The sequence below is a fragment of the Rhizobium sp. BK251 genome, assembly GCF_004345245.1.
Lineage (GTDB): Bacteria > Pseudomonadota > Alphaproteobacteria > Rhizobiales > Rhizobiaceae > Rhizobium.
Genome location: NZ_SLUQ01000016.1, coordinates 114,028 through 120,027, shown reverse-complemented (window position 1 = coordinate 120,027; position 6,000 = coordinate 114,028). Strand labels below are relative to the sequence as shown.

Sequence of the window (6,000 nt, the reverse complement as noted above, 5' to 3'; positions counted from 1 at the left end):
CTATGAGCGAATAGGCGAGCCCAGCATTCAAGTCGTCGGACCAGTCTCGAACCCGATCAAGACTTTCGACAAGGTCGACTGGGTGACTGAAATCCAGGCGGAGGAAGTGGATGCCACGGCGACCGACGCCCCGCGGCTGCTTCTCATCGGCAGTTGCGATCTCACTGCCGTCGCCAGCTACTGCAGCCCGAACCGCGCCGAGTATGTCAATGGCGTCAAGAACGGTATCATGACCCGCTATGACGATTTCGGCTTCATTCTCGGCGACGAGGCGAAGGTCAAAGCCTCCAAGGCGCTCGAGAAGATCCCGAGCTGGGACAAGACGGACTTCGCATCCTTCCACGAGCGACTTGCCTCCAGCGATGTATTGATCGTCTCGCTGTCGGCGGCGATGAAAGGAGCACACCTTTTGACCGACGACGGTGTCGTCGTGCGCGTGCACCCGGAAGGGCTCGGCAGCTACATAGATGCTCATCCCTGGGCCAATTTTCTCAAGAGCGCCACCTTGTACGAAGCCAGCCGGCCGCAACGGGTGGATATGCTGAAGCGATCGCTGGATTTCCTGAATGTCTCCGCAATGGAGGCCAAGCAAAAGTTCCTGTTGGGTGCGAACACGCGAGACGTCAACGGGGCCCTATCGCCGGAAAATCACGAAATCTTGACCCTCTATAATGAGGCCTGCGCCGCGTTTTGCCAGGCGAACGCCAATTGGCAGTTTGTCTCGATCAACGACGTGGTCGCATACGGCGAATTGATCGATGACCGCCACTATACGCGGCTCGGTTACCTCGAAATCGCCAACTACATCAAGGAGAAAATCCGCAGTACCGAAGTGATAGCGGAGCAGCGAAAGCCGGCGGAACCTGTAGGAACGAACCTCGTGGACATGATCCGCTCCGGCCGGATGGTGAGCCGCCTCCATCTCTTCGGCGCCAAGACAGGCGCCCTGTCGCACGTCAAGCGTGTCATCAAGCTCACCCCGCTGTCCGCCGTGTTCCGCAGACGATTCATCGGGCCGAAAAAGAACTCACGCGCCCCCTGACGTAGTGTCGCCGAGTTCTTCGACCAGGAGTGAAGCTGCGGCGGTAGCAAAAAAAGCCCCGCTAGCTAGGCGGGGCAGTTGAAGAACTGAGGCGTTGGTCGAACCTCTAGAAACGGGAATAGTTCCCAGTCGCGGATTCCTCGCCGCGCAAGCCGTTGTGAGCGAGTAGGCGGTCGCAATAGTCCTCCGCCATCCGAGACGCCTCCCGCGCTGTGGGTGAATAGCCTTGGTGTGGCAGCAGGCGCTTCTTGATACCGCGATATGGCCCCTGGCCACTCCATCGACATTGCCCTCTCAGAGGGCCGGAATCTTCGAGGCGGATCCTGCCGATAATCACCTCGCCATCGAAGCCGATGAAGTCCTGCAGCGGCCTTCCTTCCAGACCATTTTCTCCTGGCCAGGTTCTTCCCCACCTGTACTTCGGCTTGTATTCGTCTTCCGTCATCTGCTTCGTTTCTAAGGCAATGAAAACCCCGACGCAATTTGGGATGCGCCGGGGCAGGCCGACCGGAGACGCGAATCTTGGGGAAGCTCTGCCGGCTTGTTCGACCTGACGATTAAACCACGCCTTGGTTGATTGGTTCCCTCCAGGTAGAGGAGCGCTCAAAAAGAAGCCCCGGCACTACTGGGGGTGATACCGGGGCAATCGCCGGCCCTCTGGAGAAGCCGGCGAACATCGAGCATGGATACGATATACCCGGTGGACGTGGTTCTCCAGCAACTCAGGATCGGTGACGCGCACGTCGTTCATGCCAAAGCGCACGCAGACTAGACAGGCAGATTGATTGTCCCGTGCAAATCTCGTGGCTCGAACCGCAAATCCGCAGCGCCGCCAAGATGGCTTGCGGTGCCTTCGTTCAGTTGCGTACCATAGCCGTCCCCGGGGCGTTTGCGTGGCGATGACACGGACGACTGCACGAAGGCTTCTCATGCGGTGACGCGATTCGGAAATAATAAAATCCTTTTCCCCCTCCTCGCGGCTGCGCCATTGAAAAATGATTCGTTCGACTCGGAACGAATCGGTTCCGGAGCAATTGAGTCGCGACTCAGTGATTCCGGAGTTTCGTGCCATGGCAACAGGACATCGCGCCCAGTGGAAGGGCTTCCTGAAATTCGGTGAGGTCAGTTGCGGCGTTGCCCTCTACACGGCCGCATCGACCTCGGAACGGATTACCTTCAACACGATCAACAAGGCCACCGGCAACCGCGTCAATCGCGTCTTTATCGACAGCGAGACCGAAGAACTTGTTCCGAAGGAAGCACAGACTAAGGGCTTCGAGATCGAGAGCGGGCAGTACGTCATCATCGATCCTGAAGAGGTTGCCGCGACGATCCCGGAAAGCAACAAGACGCTGGAGATTGAGGCGTTCATTCCCTGCACCGACGTCGACGACGTGTATTTCGACAAGCCCTATTATCTGACCCCAGACAGGATGGGAGCCGACGCGTTCGCTGCCTTGCGTGATGGCATGAAGAAATCGAACGTCGCCGCAATCGCTCGGACCGTTCTCTTCAGGCGGATGCGAACTGTCCTTGTCCGCCCGCACGGCAAGGGCTTGATAGCCACCACCTTGAACTACGACTACGAGGTCAGGTCGAGCGCCAAGGCCTTCGAGGAAATGCCGAAGATCAAAATCCAGGGCGAGATGCTCGATCTCGCCAAGCACATCATTTCCACGAAGAAGGGCGCGTTCGACCCAGCATCGTTCGACGACCGATACGAGACGGCGCTCGCCGAACTCGTCAAAGCGAAGATCGAAGGCAAGTCGGTTCCGAAACGGAAGGAGGTCAAGGTTTCCAAGCCCAATGACCTGCTCGCCGCACTCCGCGAAAGCGCGGGCATGATGAAGGTTGCTGACAGGTCGAACCGGACGGCCGCCAATGCGAATGCGGGGAGGAGCCGCGAAAAGGCGAGTCGCACATCCGGCAAATCTGGGTCCGTAACCGCCCAGCGCCAGGCAAGTTGAGGAGATCGATCATGGCTCCGCGCCCCTACTGGAAGGGCTACCTGAAACTGTCCCTCGTCACCTGCCCGGTCGCCATGACCCCGGCGACGTCCGAGTCCGAGAAGGTTCGCTTCCATACGCTGAACAGGGAAACGGGCAACAGGGTCGTTTCGCAGTACATCGACTCCGTCACCGGCAAACCGGTGAAAGACAGCAATGAGGTGAAGGGCTATGCGCGTGGCGAGAACGACTATGTCATCCTCACCGACGATGATCTCGACGCCGTCGCGCTCGACACCGTCAAGACCATCGACATCGACAAGTTTGTACCTGCCGAGAGCATCGAATGGGTCTATCTGGAGAAGCCACATTATCTGATGCCTGATGACCCGGTTGGCCAGGATGCCTTTGCCGTGATCCGGGATGCAATGGCGGCTGAGAAGGTTCTAGGCGTCTCGCGTCTTGTGATCGGCCGTCGCGAACGGGCCGTTGTTCTGGAACCGCGCGGCGAAGGCATCGTGCTTTGGACACTCCGGTTCGGCGACGAGGTTCGGCCGGAGGAGAGCTATTTTGAGAACATCGACGAGAAGGCCGATCCCGACCTGGTGCCTCTCGTGCAGCAACTCATAAAAGGAAAGACGACCAACTGGTCTCCGGCCATGGTCAGCGACCCGATCCAGGAAAGCCTCCTGAAGCTCATCGCAACGAAGAAGAGGGCGATGAAGTCTGCGAGGAGATCGAACAAGGACAAGGAGACGGCCGCTCCGGGGTCGAATGTCGTGAACATCATGGACGCCCTCAAACAATCGGTTGCCGCCGACCTCAAGAGCCGGAACGTACGCTGATGGACGTTTTTCTTCACCTGGAGCTCTGCGAGCCAGCGCCATGTCTCTTTGGAGAGAACGGACATCTTGGAGTGACCGACGGCACCTCGGCTTGGGTCGTCGTCATCACGCAGGAGGCGATGAAGGCTACCGCAGGCCCTGTGGAGGCATCGCTGAAGCGCCTTGTCCGATACGCTGATCTATATCGCGATATGGCGGAGGCGATCATTGCCCGGGCGCAAGATCAAGACGGCAAAATCTGGATATTCGAAAGAGACGTGATAGCGCGTCGTGCGCAAGGCGTTTCACGAGATGCAGGTGCGGGAAAAGCCATGGCGGTCCGTCCGCTCAGTTGAGATGCTGGCACCCCTCCCGGCGGCGGTCCATAATGTATTATGGTCTCCGCCCCGACCGTGGCGCGATTCAGATCGCCGATGACAGAGTGGTGCTGGCCGTGTGGTTGCCAATGCGTAAGATGGGCCTCGACATGCGATTGAGGTAGACCTCCCCACCGCCCTTCGCGGGAAAAGGAGAGTTAAGAGGAAACTCGTAAGGGTCCGGATGCGGATGAGAACCAACAAAGTCTGGATCGGACTGTCCATTGCTTTGTCAGCGGTTGGGGCGTTAGGCGCTTGGGGAATTGTTGCCTCGCACCGAGCATCCGCAGAGAGACATTCGCCGGAGCTTCAACGTCTGATAGGAGAAATTGATAGCGGCCACGACGTGTCACTAAACAATCCGGCATTTGCCGAATTCGATATCGTTTGCCTTGCCTCCGATCTACCGAGCCAAATGGAAAGCTACAATTTCTGCGAACAAAGCGGCACCTACATTGCTTTTATCAACGAAGAGCAAAGACATTGTCTTGTCAGCGATCTTGATGATTTCGGGTATAGAGTGCTGTCAGGCAGCACCGAGTATCAATGCGTGGCGGTCGGGGAAAATACCTCCTTGTCCGTTATTCGCCGATACGGGCAAAGTCATTTGGTCTTCAAAGATATGTGAGGTGCGCTGCGGTGGACGAGGCTTTTGCCGCATAACAGCTATGCGCTGTTCCCGCATGTACAGAGAAATTCACATTGTTGCTCGAAAGGCCAGGTTCCCCACCTGGTCCCAACTACTCAACACTTCCACCTGTCTCCCCTCGCCTCGTCGAGGTCGGCGAGGACCGCGTGTTTCCAACCGCAATACGACGATCAGCTCCTGAGTTTCGCCCTAAAGTCCGTATCAACTGATCCTAGTGCGTTTGCACCACATTCTTCAATCATATAATCGAACGCCGTGAGGTTGTGGTCGAGCAACGTGCGTATTATTGCTGTATATCTATGGAGGAAGCACAATGCCAATAAGAACACCGGATACCATTGATGTCGCTGTTGGACAAAACGTTAGGCTGCTGCGCATTCAGCGTGGAGTAAGTCAAGAAAAACTCGGTGACGCACTTGGAGTAACCTTTCAGCAAATCCAAAAGTACGAAAAAGGAACGAACAGAATATCGTCAAGCAGGCTCTCTGCCGTCGCTAATTACTTCAACGTGGATGTCTCCACGCTTTTCTCGGGAACGTCCAGCGACAATATGACAGCTGCAATCGTTCCATTCAGCTCTGCGGCGGTGTCCGTCGCTCGCGCATTTGACGGTATCCAGTCTCCCAAGATACGGATTGCTGTCAGAAGTCTCATTCAAGCCTTGAGCGAAGTCGAAACCGAATCCCAAGCCATTTCGAATGAGTGACGACATTAACCGAGTAAGCCATCAGCGCCGTCGCCACATGCTTCAAGGGCAATTTGCAGCATGGCCAGTTGGAGGCGGTGTTGACGCTCCGTTTGGCATTCCCGCTTCTCGGAGACCGTCTCCTCTGCAAGTGAACTTGCGAGAACGAATTGCAAATCGCGAAGCATCTATTAAAAGTGCTGGCGGCTTGGTCTGTGAAGAGGGAATAAATTGCCAACAGGTACCGTGAAATTTTTTAATCAGGACAAGGGCTTCGGCTTCATCCAGCCCGACGACGGTTCGCAAGACACTTTCGTGCACATCTCAGCCCTTCAGCGGTCGGGCCTCGACGGTTTGCGCGAAGGCCAGAAGGTCAGTTACGATATCGTGCAAGACCGCCGATCCGGCAAAGCAGCGGCAGAAAACATCCAGGCTCTGTGACTATCAGGGCATCGGAAGTTCGGCGGGTGCCCAGTT

At 56.8% G+C, this 6,000-nt stretch carries 8 protein-coding genes; 7 read left to right on the top strand and 1 reads right to left on the bottom strand.

Annotation, left to right across the window (positions count from 1 at the left end; all coding sequences use genetic code 11):
* Positions 1-1,042 (top strand): hypothetical protein (locus tag EV286_RS32190; protein ID WP_165932991.1); only part of this gene is annotated, 1,042 nt, incomplete at its 5' end.
* A 106-nt stretch (positions 1,043-1,148) separates the two neighbouring features.
* Here the strand turns inward: EV286_RS32190 and EV286_RS30250 are convergent.
* Positions 1,149-1,487 (bottom strand): hypothetical protein, encoded by a 339-nt coding sequence (locus EV286_RS30250; RefSeq protein WP_132960955.1) that lies wholly within the window; start codon positions 1,485-1,487, stop codon positions 1,149-1,151.
* A 625-nt stretch (positions 1,488-2,112) separates the two neighbouring features.
* Between EV286_RS30250 and EV286_RS30245 the strand changes: the two genes are divergently transcribed.
* The 6 genes from EV286_RS30245 (at position 2,113) to EV286_RS30220 (ending at position 5,964) form a co-directional block, all read left to right on the top strand.
* Complete coding sequence (locus tag EV286_RS30245; RefSeq protein WP_132960954.1) at positions 2,113-3,009, top strand: Ku protein; 897 nt, start codon at positions 2,113-2,115, stop codon at positions 3,007-3,009.
* An 11-nt stretch (positions 3,010-3,020) separates the two neighbouring features.
* Positions 3,021-3,833, top strand: coding sequence for a Ku protein (locus EV286_RS30240; RefSeq protein WP_132960953.1), 813 nt, complete (start codon positions 3,021-3,023; stop codon positions 3,831-3,833).
* Positions 3,833-4,168 carry a hypothetical protein gene (locus EV286_RS30235; RefSeq protein WP_132960952.1) on the top strand — a complete coding sequence of 112 codons (336 nt, stop codon included), beginning with the start codon at positions 3,833-3,835 and terminating at the stop codon, positions 4,166-4,168. Before EV286_RS30240 ends, EV286_RS30235 begins: the two co-directional genes overlap by 1 nt.
* A 211-nt stretch (positions 4,169-4,379) precedes the next feature.
* Positions 4,380-4,817 (top strand): hypothetical protein, encoded by a 438-nt coding sequence (locus EV286_RS30230; RefSeq protein WP_132960951.1) that lies wholly within the window; start codon positions 4,380-4,382, stop codon positions 4,815-4,817.
* A gap of 334 nt (positions 4,818-5,151) precedes the next feature.
* Positions 5,152-5,544 (top strand): helix-turn-helix transcriptional regulator, encoded by a 393-nt coding sequence (locus tag EV286_RS30225; protein ID WP_132960950.1) that lies wholly within the window; start codon positions 5,152-5,154, stop codon positions 5,542-5,544.
* A 210-nt stretch (positions 5,545-5,754) separates the two neighbouring features.
* Positions 5,755-5,964, top strand: coding sequence for a cold-shock protein (locus EV286_RS30220; protein ID WP_132960949.1), 210 nt, complete (start codon positions 5,755-5,757; stop codon positions 5,962-5,964).
* Positions 5,965-6,000: the final 36 nt, after the last annotated feature.

What these genes read in the sequence shown, in the direction of transcription:
- EV286_RS30240 (WP_132960953.1), top strand. Translation starts at nt 3,021, where the DNA reads ATGGCTCCGCGCCCCTACTGGAAGGGCTACCTGAAACTGTCCCTCGTC.
- EV286_RS30225 (WP_132960950.1), top strand. Translation starts at nt 5,152, where the DNA reads ATGCCAATAAGAACACCGGATACCATTGATGTCGCTGTTGGACAAAAC.
- EV286_RS30245 (WP_132960954.1), top strand. Translation starts at nt 2,113, where the DNA reads ATGGCAACAGGACATCGCGCCCAGTGGAAGGGCTTCCTGAAATTCGGT.
- EV286_RS30230 (WP_132960951.1), top strand. Translation starts at nt 4,380, where the DNA reads ATGAGAACCAACAAAGTCTGGATCGGACTGTCCATTGCTTTGTCAGCG.
- EV286_RS30235 (WP_132960952.1), top strand. Translation starts at nt 3,833, where the DNA reads ATGGACGTTTTTCTTCACCTGGAGCTCTGCGAGCCAGCGCCATGTCTC.
- EV286_RS30250 (WP_132960955.1), bottom strand. Translation starts at nt 1,487, where the DNA reads ATGACGGAAGACGAATACAAGCCGAAGTACAGGTGGGGAAGAACCTGG.